The sequence below is a fragment of the Rhizobium sp. WYJ-E13 genome, assembly GCF_018987265.1.
In the GTDB taxonomy this organism is placed as follows: domain Bacteria; phylum Pseudomonadota; class Alphaproteobacteria; order Rhizobiales; family Rhizobiaceae; genus Rhizobium.
In genome coordinates this window covers 1,718,709-1,737,269 of the sequence record NZ_CP076853.1, presented here as the reverse complement: position 1 = coordinate 1,737,269, position 18,561 = coordinate 1,718,709, and the positions used below count along the sequence as shown (strand labels likewise).

Sequence of the window (18,561 nt, the reverse complement as noted above, 5' to 3'; positions counted from 1 at the left end):
TTTAGAGCCCACAGCTTACCATCGCAACTGCAATCTCAGTGCAATATGAATTCGCCCTTAAGAGAGCGCCACTCCGTTGCCGAAATGAGCCTGCGGTGGATATAGCGCACCGAATGCAGCGGTCCGTCCAGCTTCTCCTGCCAGAACTTCAGAAAACCGCGCATTTCCGGAAAGTCCGGGGCGAGGTCGTAGTCCTGCCAGATATAGGTCTGGAGAAAGGCCGGGTGATCCGGCATGCGATAGAGGATCTGGGCCGTCGTCAGCCCATAGCCCTCAAGCTGTTTTTCCATGTCCTTGTGCATTTTGTCTCGCTTCTTCTTGTTCCCACTCCGCGCTTGTTAGCGCCACATGAAATGAAATCATGCGGTGGTTAACCGAAGCTTGACAGATGCAGGGAGAAAGAGCTATTTGTTTTGATTTCAAAGGCTTGGCAGCAGCAATAGGAGAGTGCTGCCAAATTTCTTCATCGCTTCAGGTGGCGCGTCAGACGGCGCTCGATCCAGTTCCAGAGGTGGCGCAGCGCCTCCACGATGGCGAGATAGAAGATCGCCGCCCACAGATAGGTCTGGTAATCGAACGTGCGCGAGAAGGCGTAGCGCGTCTCGCCCATCAGGTCGAGCACAGTGATGATGGCGACGACCGCCGAGCCCTTGATCAGCAGGATGATCTCGTTGCCATACGGGCGCAGCGCCACGATGAAGGCCTGCGGCAGGATGATCTTGCGGAAGGCGATAGTCTTGTGGATGCCGAGGGCGGCGGCGGCCTCTCGCTGGCCATACGGTACGCTTTCGATGGCGCCGCGCAGGATCTCCGCCTGATAGGCCGCGGTATTGATGGTCATGGCGAAGACGCCGCAAAACCAGGCATCGCGGAAGAACCACCAGAGACCGACTGATTCCAGCTGCGGCCGGAACGCACCGAGGCCGTAATAGACGAGGAAGAGCTGGGCGAGCAGCGGCGTCCCGCGGAAGAAATAGATATAGCCGTAGGCCAGCCAGTTCAGCACCCGGTTGTTCGACAGGCGGGCCATGGCAAGCGGCAGCGACAGGATGGCGCCGAAGAAGACGGACAGCGTAACAATGCTCAGCGTCACCCAGAGGCCATGCAGGTAGCGCGGCCCGTAGCGCGTGAACTTCTCCGGATCCCAGCCATTGATGACGGTGAAGATCAGCAGCGCCGCGAGCAGCGCCCAGAACGCGACGAGGATGTATCCGCCGAGGCGGGCAGCCGTCATCGGCTTTGCCACCGCCCGCGGTGCCGGCTGCGGCGGGATCAATGTTTCGGCGTAGCTCATCGGCGAACCTCCGAACGCTTGGCCCAGCGGTCGATATAGACGAGCAGGAAGGAGGAGAGGATGGCGAGCACCAGATAGAGAACGCAGGCGATGCCATAAAAGAAGAAGGGTTCCTTAGTCACACGCACGGCCACGTTCGTCTGGCGCAGGATATCGGAAAGACTGATGATGGAGACGTAGGAGGTGTCTTTCAGCAGCACCATCCAGAGGTTCGTGAGGCCCGGCAGGGCAATGCGGATGAGCTGCGGCAGGACGATCAGGCGCAGCGTGCGGCCGCGATGCAGTCCGAGCGCATCTCCTGCCTCGTATTGACCCTTGGGAATGGCGCGGAAGGCCGAGAGCAACACTTCCGAACAGTAAGCGGAAAAGACGACCGACAGCGCGATCACGCCGGCGAAGAAGGCGTTGATTTCGACCGGCGGCCCCTCATAGCCGGCGAGATCCAGCAGATACTGGATGAGGATCTGCATGCCGTAATAGATGATGAAGAGCGTCAGAAGCTCGGGCAGACCGCGGAAGATCGTCGTGTAGACGCCGGCCGCAAGCCGAAGCGACTTTTCTTCCGATTGCTGGCCGAGCGCCACGAGGAAGCCGATGATCAGGCCGATCGGCAGGGTGACGACGGCCACGGAAACGGTGACCTGCAGGCCGAGCGCGATCTCATCGCCCCAGCCGGCATCGCCACAGGCAAGAAGCGTCGACTGACCAAACCAGGTGAAGAGGCCGACGGGTCCGCACAGCGGATCGAAAATGTGCACAAGTAGGCTCCAGAAGGAGCCGAGCGCGGAAAACAATCCGCCCATGCCAGAAGTCCCCTCACGGCTTTTGCCGTTTTGATCTTGCCACCTTTGTCAAACAAAAATGGCGGAAGAGCAAGCCTTCCGCCATTTCCTTTATCGGCCAGATAGCGAATTTATCATTCGCCGTAAACGTCGAAATCGAAGTACTTGTCCTGGATCTTCTTGTACTCGCCGCTGGCGCGGATCGCAGCGATCGCAGTGTTGAGCTTTTCCTTCAGCGGATCACCCTTGCGGATGGCGATGCCCGCGCCGTTGCCGTTGATTTCCTTGTCGACCGGCAGGGTCGTCAGGATCTTGCAGCAGGTGCCGGCGTCGGACTTGACCCATTCGGAGAGAACGACGACATCGTCGATGACCGCATCGACACGGCCGGCGGCGACGTCGAGCTTGTATTCGTCAGCCGTCGGGTAGAGCTTCAGCTCGGTATCGGCGAGGTGCTTTTCGGCATAGTTGGCATGGGTCGTGGAGGTCTGCGCGCCGATCACCTTGCCCTTGAGGCCGGCGACGTCAGTGATCGTCGAATCCTTCGGCACGGCGATTGCCGGCGGGGTGTTGTAATACTTGTTGGAGAAGTCGACGAGCTTGAGGCGCTCGGGGGTGATCGACATGGACGAGACGATCATATCGAACTTCTTGGCGTTCAGAGCCGGGATGATGCCGTCCCAGTCGGTGGAAACGAAGGAGCATTCGGCCTTCATTTCGGCACAGAGTGCCTTGGCGATATCGATGTCGAAGCCCTGAATGGTGCCACTGGCGTCGACAAATTCGAACGGCGGGTAGGTCGAGTCCGTACCGATCACGTATTTTTCACCGTCGGCGAGGGCCGATCCGGCGAAGAGGGACATTGCTGCGAGCGAAGCTGCAGCAAGGAGCTTGGTGGAAATGCGCATGAGGATCCTCTCTGTTGGTGGCGCCGGGTCTTTTTGTTGTTCGCCGGCGGCCGCACACTCCGACGGTGCCACCACCGTCTTGCGGCGATAATCAAACCTTTTTTCACAAAATTGCAACAGGAATCCCGCCGCAATTGTGCGGTGCGGTCGACATATCGGCCGGCGGGCCGGCCGATATGAACGGAGGCCGACTGCTACGTTCAGGCAGGGTTAATGCCTGTCTTTCTAGCCTCCGGAACAAATCGGCATTTTAGCGATTTGAGCTCTGCTTGACTCACAAAAAGCCGTGATTGCCGAGCAGTCAGCCTCGGTCGAAATTAAAACAAGGATGAGGAACCCTGATGGGCATGAAATCCAGACTGTTTGCCAGTGCGGCCTTTCCGCTGCTTTCCCTTGCTTTTGCGGTGCCGCCGGTGGGCGCTTACGCCGCAGTGAGCGGTGGGGTAGAGCATGGCGCTGCCGGCACTGTTGCCAATACCGTCGTTGGGGGCAGCTACGAGGTAGCGCAGGACGCATCTTCTGAAGAGGAGCTTCTGAAAAAGAAGCGGAAGCAGGCAGAAGAGCAGCAACAGGAGGCGCCCGCCGAAAAGCCGCAGAAGCGCGAAGCGCCCGCCGAAAGCGCTCCGGAACAGGAACAGAAGCCCAAGCGCCAGCGCGAGCCCGAACCGCAGGCAGAGCCGCAAGTCCAGGCACCCGCGGCTGAGGAGCCGGCACGTCCACGCCGCCAACGCGAAGCCCAGCCCGAACAGGCAGCACCCGAGCAGCAGGCCCCTGCCGCCGAAGAACCGCAGAAGCCGCGTCGCCAGAAGCAGGCACAGCCGGAACAGCAGGCCGAGCCGCAAGCTGAGCAGCCGCCGGCAGAACAGCCAAAGCGCCAGCGCGACCGCAAGCAGAATGCCGAGCAGGCAGCGCCTGACGCCCAGCAGCCGGCTGCCGAAGCCCCGGCCGCCAGCGAGGCGAATCAGCCCGCAGAAAAGCCGCGCCAGCGCCCGCAGCGCCAGAAGACAGAAACGACAGATCAGCCCGCGGAGCAGAGCACGAAACAGCCGGCAGAGCAGCGGGCAGCACCATCCGGTGAGGCACCCCTCCCGACCGAGAAGCCCGCAACGGCGGAACAGCCTGCGACAACCGAAAAGCCCGCTGCAACTGAAACGCCGGCGACCGCTGAAAAGCCTGCCGCTGGCGAACAGCCCGCCAATGGTCAGCAGGCTGTCCAGCCCGCACCCGACCAGCAGCCTGAACAGCCCACTGCCATCGCGCCGCAGCCCGGTGAACAGCCGGCAGCCGTAGCGCCGCAGCAGGCCGAACAGGCGATCCCCGCGCCTGAAAAGGTGACGCCACAGGAGCTGGAGCGCCGCAAGGAGATCGCCCAGGATCCGGCCAAGAGCAGCGAGACCATCATCCTGCCGGTTGAGAATGGTGCCGCCGTTCTCGACAGCGACAAGGATGCCGACCGCAGCCAGGGCCGGCAGGGGCGTCGCGACCGGGACCGCCAGCGTGCCGACAGCCAGAATTTCAAGCTGCCGACCTCGGATGCCGAGGCTCAGTCGCTGAGCGCCACCCAACAGCGTGCGCCGGTGCAGATCGAGGCCATCACGCGTGAAGAAGGCCGGCGCATCGACCGCCGTCCGCAGTTCGCCCAGCCTGATGGCGTGCGTTACGGCGAGCGCACGGACGACAGCCGCGTCATCATCCAGTTCGGCGACCGCACCATTGTTCGCAGCGACGACGACCGCCGCTTCCTGCGTGACGGCGAACGGCCGAGCTATGAGGAGCTTTCCGGCGACCGCTACCGCGAAACGATCATGCGGCCCGAAGGCTATCGCATCGTGACGATCCGCAACCGGTACGGCGACATCATTCAGCGCTCGCGTGTCGATGCACGCGGCCGGGAGGAAGTGCTCTACTATTCGCCCGAACTCTATGAGGATCCGGATCGCGACTACTTCGAGGATCCGGGCGCCGACCTGCCGCCGATGCGCCTCCGCGTGCCGCTGGACGACTATATCATCGACACCAGCACCGACCCGGACCGCGACTATTACGAGTTCCTGAGCGAGCCGCCCGTGGAACCCGTCGAGCGCGTCTATTCGCTGAACGAGGTGAAATATTCCGCCCGTATCCGCGACAAGGTACGCCGCATCGACCTGGACACGGTAACGTTCGCAACGGGCAGCGCGGAAATCCCGATGAGCCAGGCCCGCACGCTGCGCAAGGTTGCCGATGCGATCAATGAAGTGCTCGACAAGAACAAGAGCGAGACCTTCCTGATCGAAGGCCATACCGATGCGGTGGGTTCGGACCAGAGCAACCTGATCCTGTCCGACCAGCGCGCGGAATCGGTCGCCAATGTGCTGACGGATGTCTACGGCATTCCGCCGGAGAACCTTGCGACGCAGGGCTATGGCGAGCGGTATCTGAAGGTGAATACCTTGGGGCCGAATCAGGAGAACCGGCGTGTGACCATTCGCCGTGTGACGCCGCTGGTGCGGCCGGTGGCACAGAGGTAATTCATTACCTCATGATAGGGAGGGCGGGGTCGCGAGGCCTCGCCCTTTCGTTTTGTAGTGAGGTGGGGAGGCAGGTCGCACCGATCTCTCAAACGCCAACCGGAGCACCAAGCCCAACCGTCCGCGCAACAAAATCCGCAATACCCACGGTGTCATCCAAATCAAACACAGCAAGCCCCCGAGCATCCTCGACCACATGATCGGCCGCAATCGCCACGATATGCGGATCCTCCGGCGCCAGCGGATCCCGCCTTGCGGCCTCCAGCCGCCGCGCCTCGATCTTCGGGATCGGCTCGCGCTTGTAGCCTTCGATCAGCACCAGATCACACGGCGCCAGCCGCGCCAAAATGTCCTCGAAGCTTGGTTCCGGCTCCCCGCGCAGCTCGTGCATAATGGCGTAGCGCGTGCCCGAGACGATCGTCACCTCATGGGCACCGGCCTGGCGGTGGCGGTAGCTGTCGGCGCCGACCTTGTCGATGTCGAAATCGTGGTGGGCGTGCTTGACGGTGGAAATGCGGTAGCCGCGCCGCGTAAACTCCTCGACGAGGCGCACCGCAAGCCCGGTCTTGCCGGAATTCTTCCAGCCGGCGATGCCGAAGATCTTCTGTGTCATCCTGCCATCTTCCTTCTCATGCGCGAAGGGCCTCCAGCCAGCGTTCGGCCTCCATTAGATCATCTGATGTATTGATGTTAAAGAAGGGATCGAGAACGCTGGCGCGGGTCGGATGCAGCGGGAAGGGCACTTCCGCAACGTCATGACGCGAGAGGAAGTCGCGGACGCGGCGCTTCTCGTCGGTCTTCACCCACATTTCGAGATCGGCCGCCAGTGCGGTCGGCCAAAGGCCGAAGACCGGATGGCTGCGGCCTTGCGAGGCAGCGATGGCGATGCGATCCGGATGGTCGACCACGCTCGCAAGCCGGCTGACGAGATCGGCAGGGAAGAAGGGGCAATCGACCGAGACGGTGACGACGTGGGTGGCGGGCAGGCCGGCGCCATAGACCATCGCCGCGTGGATGCCGGCCATCGGTCCCGCCTTGCCTGCTATACGGTCGGAGACGACCGGCAGGTCGTGGCCGGTGGCGTCATCGGCATTGATGGCGATCTGCGCGACCTGCGGCGAAAGGCGGGACAACATGTGGTCGAGCAGGCTGCGGCCGCCCAGCGTCACGCCCGCCTTGTCGCGCCCCATCCGTGACGAGCGCCCACCGGCCAGCACAACGCCCGGAATGGTCGATTGGTCGAGCACGAAATCAGTCATGGCGATACCTCAGACATTCTCTCAGACGGGCGAACTCTTACACCGGCGAACGGGGCGCCGATTCCTGGGCGACCGGCGGCACGTGGCGCTTGGCCTCACGATAGAACGTATAGAGACCCGACGCGATGACGATGGCGGCACCCACCAGCGTCCAGAAATCGGGCACTTCGGCGAAGAAGAAGAAGCCGAGCAGGGAGGAGAAGATCAGGCTCGTATAGCGGAAGGGCGCGACGAAAGAGATTTCGCCGGTGCGCATGGCGACGATGACCGACTGGTAGCCGACAAGCACGAGCACGGAGGCGAGCAGCAGATGCGTCAGCGAGGTGACGCTGACCGGCTCCCAGCCACCGAGGAAGGGGATCATCAGCGCGCCGAAGATCGCAACCGAGATCGCCGTCACCGTCGTGATCATCAGCGACGGGATATCCTTGCTGATGCTGCGGGTGGCGAGATCACGGCCGGCCGTTGAAGCCACGCTGGCGACGCAGAGCAGCGCGGCGGCGGTAAAACCTTCCGGGCCGGGGCGGATGATGATCATGACGCCTGCGAGGCCGACGAGGATTGCCATCCAGCGCCGCCAGCCGACCGGCTCATGGAAGAAAAGCGCCGCGCCAAAGGTGACAACCAGCGGCAGCGATTGGAGGATGGCAGAGGCATTGGCGATCGGCATCATGCCGAGCGCGGTGATGTACGTGACGGCAGCGATGATCTCGCAGGCGATGCGCAGCGCGATGATGGGCTTGACCATGACGCGCCAGGGGCGCAGTGCGCCGAACTTCCAGGCGATCAGATAGACGAGGATGCTGGTGAAGAGGCCGCGAAGAAACATGATCTCGCCGGCATTCATGTAGGAAATGACCGATTTGGAGAGTGCGTCGCTTGCGGAAAAGCCGGCCATCGCCATGCTCATGTAGATGGCGCCTTCGGTATTGCGTGATCGCGGCATGCTGGAGATTCCCTTACCTTACAGGCCCTTTTAGAAGGGAACGTACGGCAAGGGAATCGGAGGAATGCCACACCTGCAATAATTCGATGCTGCAGCGCAGCGCAACCTGCCGTTAGGTAAGCGAATCCTTGTGCAGTTGCGGCAAATATAAGAAATATAAGGATAATTCCCAAATCTCTCGGCTGCCGATTAAGGTTGTATCAACCGATTCAGCGAAAGATGCAGCCACTCTCCATGATGGAGGAGGCCGCCGAACCATCCGGAATGATTGCGGAGTGGACGGTACCATCAGTTTCAAGGCGCCGCTCCCCATGCACTTCATCGACCGACTTCTGCAAAGCCGTCGTATCGTCACCAAGGTCCTGCTGTTCGTCATCCCGCTCGTGGTGCTGATTGCCGGTGTCGGCATCCTCGGCTACCACACGGCCAATATCCTGAACGGTCACATGACGGTGACGCGCGCGACGATCGAAAACATTTCCGATTTCGAGAACCTCCAGGCGGCGCTGCAGGAATTCGTCTCCGACCCGTCGGATGCGAGCAAGGCCGATCTCGACAAGGCGATCGATGCGCAGGAAAGCGGTGTCGTGCGCCTGAACGGTTTGTTGAAGACCGACGACCAGCACAGCCAGCTCATCGAAGTCAGCGGCCTTGCCGCCGCCATGCGCAAGCAGCAGCAGACACTGTGGGGACTGCGTCAGACCGAGGATGCAAGCGTTGCCGCCATCAACATGACAGTGCAGACGATCTCGGCTGCGGCTGACGAAGCCGGCGGCCAGACCGATCTCGTGCGCAAGGATTTCACCGACAAGGAAGTCTTCGCCAAGGCACTGCTTTACAATTCTGCCGCCTTCAAGTCGCTGACCGATATCATGGGCGCGATGCGGGTCGACATCCAGATGGGCTTTACGCCCGAGGAACAGATCGAGGCCGCCCAGCAGCATATTGCCGAGATCCTGAAACAGCTCGACGTCGCCAAGGCGATGGTCTCCAAGGACGGACAGCCGCTGATCGCGCAGGTCGCGGAGACAGCCGGCAAGCTCGATGCGCTCCTGAAGGGCAACGGCACGCCGGATGAGAAAGCCTCCGGCATGGCGCCGCTCTTGACCGGCTTCGTCAATACCGAGGGCCAGATGACGTTGCAGTCGGCCAAGAACAGCGATACAGCGTCCGCCCGCTTCGTGAGCCTCGACAAGAGCATTGCCGAACAGCGCGAGCTTTTGACTTCGGTCGACCAGGTGCGCGACAGCGCCGACCGGTTGCAGGTGCATGTGAGCCAGATGCTGAGCGCCCGTGATGCTGCTTCACGTGACGTGGTTCTCGCCGACCTCAAGTCGCTGACCGAAACCGCGAAGAAGATCTCCGCGCTCGGCGCCGACGACGCCGTGATGAAAGCCTTTTCAGACAAGGTCGCCCCGGCTGCCGCTTCGCTGACGTCAGGGTCTGCCGACATGCTGAAGGCGGCTGCGGACTGGAAGGCTGCCCGCCAGCAGTCTTCGGAAATCCTTTCCGGCGCAATGGCCTCGCTCCGCCAGTTCGTCAGCCAGGCGCAGGAACTCGGCAAGGAAGACAGCGAGCGTTCGGCCAATGTTTCCGTCTTTGCGATGATCCTCGGGACGCTGCTGGCCATCGTCGGCGGGCTGATGCTGGTCGAGACGCTGCGCGGTCCGCTGAAGCGCGTTTCCGACGTCATGACGCGGCTTGCCAATGGCGATCTCGAAGTGGCGATCGAAGGCCGCAACCGCGGTGACGAAATCGGCGACATGGTGCGTTCGGTCGCGGTCTTCCGCGATGCGGCGGTTGAAAACGTCCGCCTGGAGAAGGAAGCCGAAAGCGCACGTGCACTCTCTGCCGAGGAAGCCGGCCGCCGCGCCAGCGAACGCGCCCGCATCGAAGCCGAACAGAAGCAGGCGCTGAATGCGCTCTCCGACGTGCTGCGGCAGCTCGCGGAAGGCAATCTGGAAGTCGGCATGCGCCGCGATCTTGCCGATGATTTCGTCGAGATGGCCGATACCTACAACCACGCCGTCGAGGCACTGCGCCAGACGCTGGCCGATGTGCGTGGCGCCACTGTCGAGATCAAGGGCGGCACGGGCAATCTTGCATCGTCTGCCGACGATCTCGCCCGCCGTACCGAACAGCAGGCGGCAGCGCTTGAAGAAAGCTCGCGGGCGCTGCGTCACCTGAGCGACGTCGTGCGTTCCACCGCCGAGCGCGCCAAACAGACGGCGCAATCCGTAGACCAGACGCAGGTTTTCGCCAGCCGCTCCGGCGAGGTCGTCGCCAAGGCAGTCGATGCGATGGGCGAGATCAACCGCTCATCCGAGAAGATCGCGACGATCATCGGCGTGATCGACGAGATCGCCTTCCAGACCAACCTTCTGGCCCTGAATGCCGGCGTCGAAGCTGCGCGTGCCGGCGAGGCGGGCCGCGGCTTTGCGGTCGTGGCGCAGGAAGTGCGCGAACTGGCGCAGCGCTGCGCCAAGGCTGCCCGCGAGATCAAGGAACTGATCTCGGCAAGCTCCGGCCAGGTGCAGAGCGGCGTGGAGCTCGTTGAGGAAACCGGCCAGGCGCTCGCCGAAATCATCGCCCATGTCGGCGGCGTGCAGCGCCTCGTCGCCGAGATTTCGGCGGCCACCGGCGAACAGTCGACCGGCCTTCACGAAGTCAGCAAAGCGGTGCATGACGTCGAGCTCATCACCCAGCAGAATGCCGCAATGGTGGAAGAGAATAATGCCGAAATCCAGGGCCTGCGCCAGCGCGTCGACATGCTCTCGGACAAGGTCAACCGCTTCCGCACCGGCGACGAAGGCGAGGTGCGCGGCTATGGGCTTGCTGAGGGCCGCTGGAGCGGTCGAGCGGCATAAGCTGACGTTTCAGGAACGAGATTTAGAAGCCGCGGTTTTCGGATTGCGGGTTTTTCTTTTGAACAATTAAGCGGGCCGGTCGTTCTTCTAGCACGTCCAACAGAGGAGATATTGGAATGGACTGGAACCGTGTTGAAGGTAACTGGAAGCAGATGAAGGGCAAGGTCAAGGAACAGTGGGGCAAGCTCACCGACGACGACCTCGACCAGATCAACGGTCGTCGTGAACAGCTCGAAGGCAAGCTGCAGGAACGCTACGGCTACGAAAAGGACCGTATCCGGCGCGACGTCGACACCTGGTACGACGGCCAGACTTGGCACTGATAACATTCAGACATCGGTAGAATTCCACATCAGAAAGACTTGGCCCCGCTTTCGCGGGGCTTTTTTTGCTGGGAGCGTTGCGTGGAACATCCTCTCCTCCGTCATTCCTGTGCTTGTCACAGGAATCCAGCCACCGCGCGTCGGCGCGGTGAACGACTCATTGCGGCGATGAAAAATAGTCTCCCATACCCAAGGACTTGGGCACACTGGACTCCTGTGACAAGCACAGGAATGACGCGGAGAAGGCAAGCGGTGGCGCTTAAAGAGACTCCGTGCCGCCGAACTCTGCGAGGCTTATCACCCCCCCGTAACACTCATATGCCGGGCCACAGCCGGCCGCTTGTGGGTGCGGTCGATGATGAAATCGTGGCCCTTGGGCTTGCGGGTGATCGCCTCGTCGATGGCCGCATGCAGCAGACCGTCGTCTTCGGTGGCGCGCAATGCGGCGCGTAGGTCGACGGCGTCGTTCTGGCCGAGGCACATATAGAGCGTGCCGGTGCAGGTCAGGCGCACGCGGTTGCAGCTCTCGCAGAAATTATGGGTGAGCGGCGTGATGAAGCCGAGGCGGCCGCCGGTTTCGGCAACGCGGACATAGCGGGCAGGCCCGCCGGTCTGGTAGTCGATATCGGTGAGGGTGAACTGCGCCTCCAGATCGGCGCGCAGCTTGGAGAGCGGCAGGTACTGGTCGGTGCGGTCTTCTTCGATCTCGCCCATCGGCATGGTTTCGATGACGGTGAGATCCATGCCGCGGCCATGCGCGAAACGCAGCATGGCGGGCATTTCCGCCTCGTTGAAATCCTTCAGTGCCACGGCATTGAGCTTGATCTTCAGGCCGGCCTTCTGGGCGGCATCGATGCCTTCCATCACCTTGGCGAAATCGCCCCAGCGGGTGATCCTGCGGAACTTGTCGGGATCGAGCGTGTCGAGCGAGACGTTGATGCGGCGCACGCCGCAATCGTAGAGCTCTTGCGCATGGCGGGCGAGCTGCGAGCCGTTGGTGGTGATCGTCAGCTCATCCAAGCCGGAGCCGATCTGCTCTCCGAGTTGGCGCACCAGATACATGATATTCTTGCGCACCAGCGGCTCACCGCCAGTCAGCCTTATCTTGCGCACGCCTTTGGCGATAAAGGCGGAACAGAGCCGGTCGAGCTCTTCCAGCGTCAGCAGGTCCTTCTTCGGCAGGAAGGTCATGTTTTCCGCCATGCAATAGGTGCAGCGGAAATCGCAGCGGTCGGTGACGGAGACACGCAGATAGGTGACCGCACGCCCGAAAGGGTCGATCATCGGGCCTGCATCAGCAACAAGCGGCGCGGCACTGCCTATCGTTCCGACTCTGGTGTTCATGTCAATCTCCGTACTCACGTCAATGTGGGCATATGCTATTGTGGCGTCAAGGGAAACAGGCCACGGCGCCAAGCGAATTTGAGCTTGCGCTGAAAAAGATCCGCGCCTACTCCTCGCATCAGAAGAGGACATCATGATGAGCGATATCTGGCCGACCGAACTTAAGGTATCGAAAGACCGCCAAAGGCTGGTGGTAAGCTTCAACGACGGGCAGAGCTTCGATCTCTCGGCCGAGCTCTTGCGCGTGCTGTCGCCATCGGCCGAGGTACAGGGGCACGGTCCGGGGCAAAAGGTGACGGTGCCGGGCAAGCGCAACGTTGCCATCGTCTCCGCCATACCCACAGGCAATTATGCCGTGCGCATCGGTTTCGACGATATGCACGATACCGGCATCTATACATGGACGTATCTGCGCGAACTCGGCGAACGCGGCTTCGAGCTCTTCTCGGCCTATGAAGAAGAGCTTGCGGCCAAGGGAATGAGCCGGGACGTCGCGGAGAAGCCGCGCTGATCGCGATAGACTCAAGGGCAAACGAGGGGGCAGATGACGGAAACACATAAAAAGAGCTGGCTGCGAGCCCACGGGCATACCGGCAGCAGGGTCACATTCCTGGAACTCTTCTTCGATCTCGTTTTCGTCTTTTCCATCTCGCAGTTATCGCACGCGCTTTTTGCCCATTATACGCCGCTCGGTGCCGTCGAAGCGGCGCTGATGATGTTTGCAGTCTGGTGGGTGTGGATCTTCACCGCCTGGGTGACGAACTGGCTCGATCCGGAGCGCATGCCGGTGCGATCAATGCTGATCGTGCTGATGCTGTTCGGCCTCGTGCTCTCGGCCTCCATTCCCGAAGCCTTCGGCGAGAAGGGCCTGCTCTTCGCCTCAGCCTATGTGCTGATGCAGGTCGGCCGCTCGCTCTTCACTACCTATGCGATGCGGGCTGCCGGCCGTTCGGCCACCATCAACTTCGTGCGCATCACCACCTACCTTGCCGTTGCCGGCGTGTTCTGGATATCAGGCGGGCTTCTGGAGCATGAGGCGCGGCTGATCTGCTGGGTGATCGCGCTCTTGATCGAATATTCCGGGCCGGCGCTCGGATTTGCGGTGCCCGGCCTCGGCAAGTCCAAGACAGAAGAGTGGGACGTTTCCGGCGCGCATATGGCGGAGCGTTGCGCGCTCTTCATCATCATCTGCCTCGGCGAAGCGATCCTCGTTTCCGGCCGCACCTTCTCCGAAATGGAATTCTCGGTCATGACCGGGGTTGTCTTCCTGATCGGCTTCATCGGCACGGTCGCCATGTGGTGGCTGTATTTCCGCTTCGGCCATGAGCGGGCGGCGCATCGCATCGAGCATGAGGATACGCCGGGGAGCCTCGCGCGGCAGGCCTTCACCTATGCGCATATCCCGATCCTAGCAGGCATCATCGTGCATGCAGTGGCGGTGGAGTTCATGTTCGAGCATCCGCATGAGACCGGCAATCTCGCCATCGCCGCCTCCGTACTCGGCGGCTCCGGCCTCTTCCTGATCGGCAATCTCTGGTTCAAGGGGGCGACCAGCGGGCACCTGCCGCTCTCGCATCTCGCCGGCATCGTGATCCTGATCCTCTGCGCTTTCTTTGCGCCCTTCATGCAGGTCTACGTGATGGGCATTCTGGCGGCGCTGGTGCTGATCGTCGTAGCGGCCTGGGAGTACAAATCGCTGACGCGCGCGCCGTCCGGGCCGGCGCTGCATTAGTCAATCCTCGTCCCGCAAATCCTGCAGCAACACGCCGATGATGCGCTCCATCGAATCGGCGGTTGCCATGCATTGCTCGATCGGCTCGGCCGACAATGTGCGCTCGATGAGCGCGGTCTGTATGGCCATGGCCTCTTCGGTCAGCCTGCGGCCTTCTGACGTGAGGTGCAGCCGCAGCACGCGCTTGTCGCGCTCGTCGTCGCGGCGGATGATCAGGCCGCGCTTTTCCATCTGCGGCAGCAGCATGCTCATATTGGAGCGGCCGACGAGCAGCTTGCGCGCCAGCTCCTGCTGCGAAATACCTTCGAAGCGGTAGAGATTGACGAGAATATCGAGATGCGGCGGCTTGATATCGAGATCGGAGAGCGAGCGCGCCAGCGACTGTTGCATGAGCTGGCAGGCGCGAGCCACTGCGATCCAGCTTCTAAAACGCGGATGATCCCAGGGGAGGGATTGATTTTTGTTCATCATTGTACTTTATTGTTCAGTGTTGAACATTGTCGGATTCCCATCATGGCAAACTTTGCGCTTGAGGTCACCCGCCTCGGATTTTCGCTCGTGCAATCCGTTTCACCGCGTCTTGCCGGCGAGGCGGCGTTCCGGCTGTTCTGCCGCACCCCATCTGCCAGGCCCAAGGGCGAGAAGGCGAGGGCGGCGCATGCAGCGGGTGTCGCCAAGCTTGCCGATGCGGAACGGTTCCTGCTGCGCGTCGAGGGCAGGCGGGCGCATGCCTATCGGCTGAATGGCGGAGCGCTTGGACGGCGCAAGCGCTATCTCGTCACCCATGGCTGGGGCTCCGGCATGGCCTATATGGCCGATCTCGTAACGATGCTGGCGGCTACGGGCGCGGAAGTGATCGCTCTCGATTTTCCGGGCCACGGGAAATCCGGCGGGCGCTTTCTGCATATGGCGCTTGCGGTGAAGGCTATTGCCGCAGCCGAGGCCCGCTTCGGCCGGTTCGATGCGGTCATTGGTCATTCCTTCGGTGGCGCGGCGTTGATGGTTTCGGCCCTGGCCATGCTGCCGGATGTGAAGCCCGTCTCGGCCGAACGTTTGGTACTGATCGGCTCACCCAGTGAAATGCAGTGGCTGTTTACCGATTTCGGCCGGATGCTGCGGCTGAAACCGGCGGCACAGGAAGCGCTTGAGGATGTCGTGCATCGTATCACCGGTCGGAGACTTGAGGATTTTGACGCCGGAAAACGGGCCAATCACGTCGGCAAGCCGGTGCTCGTCATCCATGCCGAGGACGACAAGGAAGTGAGTGCTGCCCATGCTCGTCGTTATGCGGCATCAGGCGGGCATGTGCGGCTCTCCTGGGCCAACGGTTTCGGCCACCGGCGCATCATGTCGGCAGGTCCGGTGCTGAGCGAGGTCGCGGCGTTCCTCGCGGAGGAAGACATCAAAAAAGATGCTGAGATCATTCCGATTTTTGAGCTTCCGGCGCGTCGCGCATCGGTGTAGCGTCCGCCCGGCCGCAGCTCGGGCGGCCGGCACTATGGCGGGATATCCATGAAAATCATCGGCAGTATCGAGGAGCTCGGCGAAATCTATGGCGCGGGGCTGTCGCAGGCCTCCGTCGACAAGGTGACGAAGGCGCTGACGCCCCTCTACCGGGGCATGATCGAGATGTCGCCCTTCGCGGCGCTTGCGACCGTCGGCCCGGAAGGGCTCGACTGTTCGCCGCGCGGCGATCTCGGCGGCGTGGTGCGTATCATCGACGATAGGACGCTGCATCTGCCCGATTGGCGCGGCAACAACCGCGTCGATTCGCTTTCCAACATCGTGCGCGATCCGCGCCTGTCACTGATGTTTCTCATTCCGGGCTCCAACACGGTCATGCGCATCAACGGCCGCGGCGTCGTCTCCAATGACGAAGCACTGCTTGCAAGTTTCGAGATGGACGGCAAACACCCGCGCACGGTCACCGTCATCAGCATTGTCGAGGTCTATTTCCAGTGCGCCCGCGCGGTCATGCGCGCCGAGCTCTGGAATGCTGACCACTTCGTCGATCCGGCGAAGCTGCCGACGCCCGGCCAGATGCTGAAGGATGCGGTGGGTGATTTCGACCACGAGACTTATGACCGGGAATGGCCGGCGCGCGCTGCCAAAACGATGTGGTGAGGTGAGGGTGCACATCACCTGTTGGTGACATAGATTAAAAAGGCCCCGCCCCATACCCCTCCCCACAAGGGGGAGGGGCTTAATCTGCGGCACTCGATTTCCGCATAACAGACGTTTCGGAAGGGGCAAGGCGGCGCTCTGGATTAGTCCCTCCCCCTTGTGGGGAGGGGTTGGGGAGGGGTCTTGATTTGCCGGACAGCCGCTCATCTCCATGTCCTCGGACAGGCCCGATGTGTCGAAGAGATGCAGGAGACGATGTCAAGCCACCACTCTCCTCGGAAACAGCACAGCGTCCGAGGCCGTTCTGACCCCATCGACAACAAGCGATGCCCCATAGACTTCGGGCACCTCGATCCCCAGCCTTTCATGCAGCACCGAAGCCGAGCGCGGTAGGAAGGGCAGGAGGCAGCGTGCGACGACCGCCAGGCCATAGACCTGCTCAGCAAGACAAGCGCCGAGGCGATCAACCGTAGCCTGTCGTTCCTCTGGCGTGAGGTCACCAAGCAGCGCCTTCGCATCTGCCCATGGTGCGCGTTTGGCAAAGCGCCTGTTTGCCTCGCCGATAAAGGCGAAGATATCGGCCAGGCCGACATGCAGCTCATAGGCATCGAAGGCTGCGGCGACCTTCCCAGGAAGACGGGTCGCTTCTCGCACGAAATCGCTTTCCTGCAGCGGCGGAACGACCCCGCCAAGGGAACTCGCGAGAAGTGCCAGTACCCGATTGGCGAGATTGCCGAGCTGGCCGCCGAGTTCACCCGACCACGCGGCTTCGAGACGCTCGCCGGAGAAGTCGCCATCGTCGCCCGAGCGTATATGCCGGAGCAGATAATAGCGCAGTGCATCCGGCGTGCCGTAAGCATCGATGATACCGTCCGGATCGATACCGTTGCCTGTCGACTTGCCGATCTTCCTGCCATCGACCGTTACATAGCCATGCACCGATATCGATGACGGCGGCGGCAGGCCGGCCGAGAGCAGGATCGCCGGCCAGTAGATGGCGTGGAATTTCGAGATGCCCTTGCCGACGACGTGGATACGTTGGCCGCCGCCGGTCCAGTAGCGCTTGAAGAGCGTCGGATCGGAGCCGTAGCCGAGCCCGCTCAGATAGTTCGCGAGCGCGTCGAACCAGACATAGACCACCTCGTCTCCGTCAGGGACGGGAACGCCCCAGCCGCGCGCCCGCTCGGCGCTGCGTGAAACGCTGATATCCTCAAGGCCGCGTCGCAGAAGGGCCAGCACCTCGTTGCGCCGGTGCGCCGGAACGATCGTGAGTTCGCCGCTCTCGATGAGCTGCAGGATCCTGTCACCATGGCGGGACAAGCGGAAGAACCAGTTCTCCTCTTTGACAAGTTCAAGGGAGACGCCATGTTCCGGGCATCGGCCGTCAACAAGTTCTGCGGCCTCGTAGAATTGCTCGCAGCCGACGCAATAGAGGCCTTCGTAGGCCTTGCGATAGAGGTCTCCGTTGTCGGCGCAGGCGTTCCATAAGGCGTGTACGCAAGGGAGATGCCGCGGATCGCGGGAGGTGCGCACGAATTCGTCGTTGGAAATGTCGAGCCGTGTGCCGAGGCGCTCGAACCTGTCGGCATTGGCGTTGACGAAATCCGCCACGGGCAGGCCTGCGGCTTCCGCCGAACGGACATTCTTCAGGCTGTTGTCATCGGTTCCACATTGGAATCGGACATTGCGGCCGAGCAGGCGGAAATGGCGCGCATAGGCATCGGTCTGCACGAGTTCGAGCGCAAAGCCCACATGCGGGGCGGCGTTCACATAGGGGATCGAGGTGGTGATATAGGTGTCCGGCTTGTTCATCGGTTGATCCTTTCGAGGCTGTTTGCCCTCGAGACGGATCGACCCATGAAAAGACCGCCTCGGGGGCGGTCGCTGGTGCATTATGGACGCACGAAACCCGCCACGCTATGAGCGCGGCATCGTCATCACTGACGTGTTGATCACGGTTCTGTCCATGCGGAATTGGTACCACCTGGAGCCGCATCCGACAAGCGGGCTGCTTTCAGCGCAATATCGGCTATTCTTGGCGGCCTGATGCGATTGCGCGGAGGAAGCGATGGCGATGGAAAGCGTGAGGACGGGCGGCTGTGCGTGTGGCGCGGTGCGGTATGAAGTCGAAGGCGAGCCTTACCAATCCGGGCTCTGCCACTGCACCAAATGCCGGAAACTGACCGGCTCGATCTTTTCGGGGACTGCGAACTGGCGCCGCTCGAAATTCAAGATGGACGGCGAGATCAGCACCTATGACAAGCGATCCTTCTGCCCGATCTGCGGTTCGCGGCTGTTTTTCATGTTCGACGATGCCGTGGAAGTCTTCCTTGGAACGCTGGATTCGGCGCCTGTTAATATCAGGCCGATGGTCGAAGTCTGGACGGTCAGGCGCGAGCCCTGGCTGCCGCCGATCCCGAACGTCCGGCTTTACGACGAAAACGAACACGCGCCGTAAATTCGGAACGCGGC

18 protein-coding genes are annotated in these 18,561 nt (G+C 61.8%); 8 read left to right on the top strand and 10 right to left on the bottom strand.

What is annotated here, in order from left to right; all coding sequences use genetic code 11:
- Positions 1–35: 35 nt before the first annotated feature.
- The 4 genes from KQ933_RS08710 to KQ933_RS08695 all read right to left on the bottom strand — a co-directional run bounded on the left by KQ933_RS08710 (position 36) and on the right by KQ933_RS08695 (position 2,984).
- Complete coding sequence (locus KQ933_RS08710; RefSeq protein ID WP_183734805.1) at positions 36–302, bottom strand: usg protein; 267 nt, start codon at positions 300–302, stop codon at positions 36–38.
- Between the two features lie 161 nt (positions 303–463).
- Positions 464–1,294, bottom strand: a complete 831-nt coding sequence (locus KQ933_RS08705) for an ABC transporter permease (RefSeq protein WP_216758395.1) — start codon at positions 1,292–1,294, stop codon at positions 464–466.
- Positions 1,291–2,097, bottom strand: a complete 807-nt coding sequence (locus KQ933_RS08700; RefSeq protein ID WP_216758394.1) for an ABC transporter permease — start codon at positions 2,095–2,097, stop codon at positions 1,291–1,293. The genes KQ933_RS08705 and KQ933_RS08700 overlap by 4 nt, the downstream gene beginning before the upstream one ends.
- A 113-nt stretch (positions 2,098–2,210) precedes the next feature.
- Positions 2,211–2,984 carry a transporter substrate-binding domain-containing protein gene (locus tag KQ933_RS08695; protein ID WP_216758393.1) on the bottom strand — a complete coding sequence of 258 codons (774 nt, stop codon included), beginning with the start codon at positions 2,982–2,984 and terminating at the stop codon, positions 2,211–2,213.
- A gap of 341 nt (positions 2,985–3,325) precedes the next feature.
- Here KQ933_RS08695 and KQ933_RS08690 point away from each other — a divergent pair, with 341 nt between their 5' ends.
- The gene (locus KQ933_RS08690) at positions 3,326–5,494 is read left to right on the top strand and encodes an OmpA family protein (protein ID WP_216758392.1); all 2,169 of its coding nucleotides are present in this window, start codon (positions 3,326–3,328) and stop codon (positions 5,492–5,494) included.
- Positions 5,495–5,582: 88 nt separating this feature from the next.
- Here KQ933_RS08690 and mobB read toward each other — a convergent pair whose 3' ends face one another.
- From mobB to KQ933_RS08675, 3 genes are read right to left on the bottom strand one after another with little or no spacing between them, the layout of a single operon-like run.
- Complete coding sequence (gene mobB, locus KQ933_RS08685; protein ID WP_216758391.1) at positions 5,583–6,107, bottom strand: molybdopterin-guanine dinucleotide biosynthesis protein B; 525 nt, start codon at positions 6,105–6,107, stop codon at positions 5,583–5,585.
- A 16-nt stretch (positions 6,108–6,123) separates the two neighbouring features.
- Positions 6,124–6,753 (bottom strand): molybdenum cofactor guanylyltransferase MobA, encoded by a 630-nt coding sequence (mobA, locus tag KQ933_RS08680; protein WP_216758390.1) that lies wholly within the window; start codon positions 6,751–6,753, stop codon positions 6,124–6,126.
- Positions 6,754–6,790: 37 nt separating this feature from the next.
- Positions 6,791–7,699 carry a DMT family transporter gene (locus KQ933_RS08675; RefSeq protein ID WP_216758389.1) on the bottom strand — a complete coding sequence of 303 codons (909 nt, stop codon included), beginning with the start codon at positions 7,697–7,699 and terminating at the stop codon, positions 6,791–6,793.
- A gap of 311 nt (positions 7,700–8,010) precedes the next feature.
- Here KQ933_RS08675 and KQ933_RS08670 point away from each other — a divergent pair, with 311 nt between their 5' ends.
- Entirely contained in the window at positions 8,011–10,566 is a 2,556-nt protein-coding gene (locus KQ933_RS08670; protein ID WP_216758849.1) for a methyl-accepting chemotaxis protein, read from the top strand.
- A 116-nt stretch (positions 10,567–10,682) separates the two neighbouring features.
- Positions 10,683–10,889 (top strand): CsbD family protein, encoded by a 207-nt coding sequence (locus KQ933_RS08665; protein ID WP_216758388.1) that lies wholly within the window; start codon positions 10,683–10,685, stop codon positions 10,887–10,889.
- A 297-nt stretch (positions 10,890–11,186) separates the two neighbouring features.
- Here the strand turns inward: KQ933_RS08665 and moaA are convergent, their stop codons facing one another.
- A complete protein-coding gene (moaA, locus tag KQ933_RS08660; RefSeq protein WP_216758387.1) occupies positions 11,187–12,233 on the bottom strand; it encodes a GTP 3',8-cyclase MoaA in 1,047 nt (348 codons plus the stop codon).
- A gap of 136 nt (positions 12,234–12,369) precedes the next feature.
- Between moaA and KQ933_RS08655 the strand changes: the two genes are divergently transcribed.
- Together KQ933_RS08655 and KQ933_RS08650 are read left to right on the top strand one after the other, a co-directional pair.
- Positions 12,370–12,744, top strand: a complete 375-nt coding sequence (locus KQ933_RS08655) for a gamma-butyrobetaine hydroxylase-like domain-containing protein (protein ID WP_216758848.1) — start codon at positions 12,370–12,372, stop codon at positions 12,742–12,744.
- A gap of 33 nt (positions 12,745–12,777) precedes the next feature.
- Positions 12,778–13,965, top strand: coding sequence for a low temperature requirement protein A (locus KQ933_RS08650; protein ID WP_216758386.1), 1,188 nt, complete (start codon positions 12,778–12,780; stop codon positions 13,963–13,965).
- On the opposite strand, the gene KQ933_RS08645 is transcribed toward KQ933_RS08650, so the two are convergent.
- Complete coding sequence (locus KQ933_RS08645; protein ID WP_216758847.1) at positions 13,966–14,433, bottom strand: MarR family winged helix-turn-helix transcriptional regulator; 468 nt, start codon at positions 14,431–14,433, stop codon at positions 13,966–13,968.
- 45 nt (positions 14,434–14,478) lie between these two features.
- On the opposite strand from KQ933_RS08645, the gene KQ933_RS08640 reads away from it, so the two are divergent.
- Together KQ933_RS08640 and KQ933_RS08635 are read left to right on the top strand one after the other, a co-directional pair.
- Positions 14,479–15,429, top strand: a complete 951-nt coding sequence (locus KQ933_RS08640) for an alpha/beta hydrolase (protein ID WP_216758385.1) — start codon at positions 14,479–14,481, stop codon at positions 15,427–15,429.
- 48 nt (positions 15,430–15,477) lie between these two features.
- Positions 15,478–16,089 carry a pyridoxamine 5'-phosphate oxidase family protein gene (locus KQ933_RS08635; protein ID WP_216758384.1) on the top strand — a complete coding sequence of 204 codons (612 nt, stop codon included), beginning with the start codon at positions 15,478–15,480 and terminating at the stop codon, positions 16,087–16,089.
- 258 nt (positions 16,090–16,347) lie between these two features.
- On the opposite strand, the gene metG is transcribed toward KQ933_RS08635, so the two are convergent.
- On the bottom strand, positions 16,348–17,901 hold the full coding sequence (gene metG / locus KQ933_RS08630; protein WP_216758383.1) for a methionine--tRNA ligase: 1,554 nt from the start codon (positions 17,899–17,901) through the stop codon (positions 16,348–16,350).
- Between the two features lie 256 nt (positions 17,902–18,157).
- Here metG and KQ933_RS08625 point away from each other — a divergent pair, with 256 nt between their 5' ends.
- Entirely contained in the window at positions 18,158–18,547 is a 390-nt protein-coding gene (locus KQ933_RS08625; RefSeq protein WP_216758382.1) for a GFA family protein, read from the top strand.
- Positions 18,548–18,561: the final 14 nt, after the last annotated feature.

Excerpts from the sequence above, each read along its gene's own strand:
- KQ933_RS08710 (WP_183734805.1), bottom strand. The coding sequence starts at position 302 with ATGCACAAGGACATGGAAAAACAGCTTGAGGGCTATGGGCTGACGACG.
- KQ933_RS08705 (WP_216758395.1), bottom strand. The coding sequence starts at position 1,294 with ATGAGCTACGCCGAAACATTGATCCCGCCGCAGCCGGCACCGCGGGCG.
- KQ933_RS08700 (WP_216758394.1), bottom strand. The coding sequence starts at position 2,097 with ATGGGCGGATTGTTTTCCGCGCTCGGCTCCTTCTGGAGCCTACTTGTG.
- KQ933_RS08695 (WP_216758393.1), bottom strand. The coding sequence starts at position 2,984 with ATGCGCATTTCCACCAAGCTCCTTGCTGCAGCTTCGCTCGCAGCAATG.
- KQ933_RS08690 (WP_216758392.1), top strand. The coding sequence starts at position 3,326 with ATGGGCATGAAATCCAGACTGTTTGCCAGTGCGGCCTTTCCGCTGCTT.
- mobB (WP_216758391.1), bottom strand. The coding sequence starts at position 6,107 with ATGACACAGAAGATCTTCGGCATCGCCGGCTGGAAGAATTCCGGCAAG.
- mobA (WP_216758390.1), bottom strand. The coding sequence starts at position 6,753 with ATGACTGATTTCGTGCTCGACCAATCGACCATTCCGGGCGTTGTGCTG.
- KQ933_RS08675 (WP_216758389.1), bottom strand. The coding sequence starts at position 7,699 with ATGCCGCGATCACGCAATACCGAAGGCGCCATCTACATGAGCATGGCG.
- KQ933_RS08670 (WP_216758849.1), top strand. The coding sequence starts at position 8,011 with ATGCACTTCATCGACCGACTTCTGCAAAGCCGTCGTATCGTCACCAAG.
- KQ933_RS08665 (WP_216758388.1), top strand. The coding sequence starts at position 10,683 with ATGGACTGGAACCGTGTTGAAGGTAACTGGAAGCAGATGAAGGGCAAG.
- moaA (WP_216758387.1), bottom strand. The coding sequence starts at position 12,233 with ATGAACACCAGAGTCGGAACGATAGGCAGTGCCGCGCCGCTTGTTGCT.
- KQ933_RS08655 (WP_216758848.1), top strand. The coding sequence starts at position 12,370 with ATGAGCGATATCTGGCCGACCGAACTTAAGGTATCGAAAGACCGCCAA.
- KQ933_RS08650 (WP_216758386.1), top strand. The coding sequence starts at position 12,778 with ATGACGGAAACACATAAAAAGAGCTGGCTGCGAGCCCACGGGCATACC.
- KQ933_RS08645 (WP_216758847.1), bottom strand. The coding sequence starts at position 14,433 with ATGAACAAAAATCAATCCCTCCCCTGGGATCATCCGCGTTTTAGAAGC.
- KQ933_RS08640 (WP_216758385.1), top strand. The coding sequence starts at position 14,479 with ATGGCAAACTTTGCGCTTGAGGTCACCCGCCTCGGATTTTCGCTCGTG.
- KQ933_RS08635 (WP_216758384.1), top strand. The coding sequence starts at position 15,478 with ATGAAAATCATCGGCAGTATCGAGGAGCTCGGCGAAATCTATGGCGCG.
- metG (WP_216758383.1), bottom strand. The coding sequence starts at position 17,901 with ATGAACAAGCCGGACACCTATATCACCACCTCGATCCCCTATGTGAAC.
- KQ933_RS08625 (WP_216758382.1), top strand. The coding sequence starts at position 18,158 with ATGGCGATGGAAAGCGTGAGGACGGGCGGCTGTGCGTGTGGCGCGGTG.